We start from the raw sequence: 374 nt of genomic DNA, 5'->3' as shown, positions 1-374 counted from the left end.
TTTGAGTTCGTGACGCCGCAGCAGCTTGTGGCAATCGATTTCTTCCTGTCGATGCACCACTACGCACCGCATGCTTTCCCCGCGATGGCAGCGTGGCATGACGTCAACGTGCTGGGTCGCAGATACCCGGTGCCTCACGTTGAGCCAAGGCCCAAGGCGGACATCGTATTGCACGGCTGGTACCCGGTAGGTAAGTACGACCGTGAAGCACCATCGGTCGGGCTTCGGGACGCAAATGCCGAGCAGTGGAATCGCTATCGGCACCCCGACCGCGCAGGGTGGTACGCGCGAACGTCAGCGGGCGAGCAAACGGTGTACTTCGAGGAAGCCTCGCAGTTCGAGGTGGATGCGGAAGCCGCTTGCGAGTTCGTGAC

General features: G+C 61.5%; 1 pseudogene. It reads left to right on the top strand.

Going from position 1 to position 374, the window contains the following annotated elements:
- Positions 1 to 27: 27 nt before the first annotated feature.
- Positions 28 to 374 (top strand): annotated as a pseudogene (locus SB822_RS55355) (hypothetical protein); the annotation flags it as partial.

The sequence above is a fragment of the Paraburkholderia sp. SIMBA_054 genome, from assembly GCF_046534875.1.
Lineage (GTDB): Bacteria > Pseudomonadota > Gammaproteobacteria > Burkholderiales > Burkholderiaceae > Paraburkholderia > Paraburkholderia hospita.
Note: the sequence above shows the minus strand (reverse complement) of the source record. Positions and strands in the feature narration are given on the sequence as shown.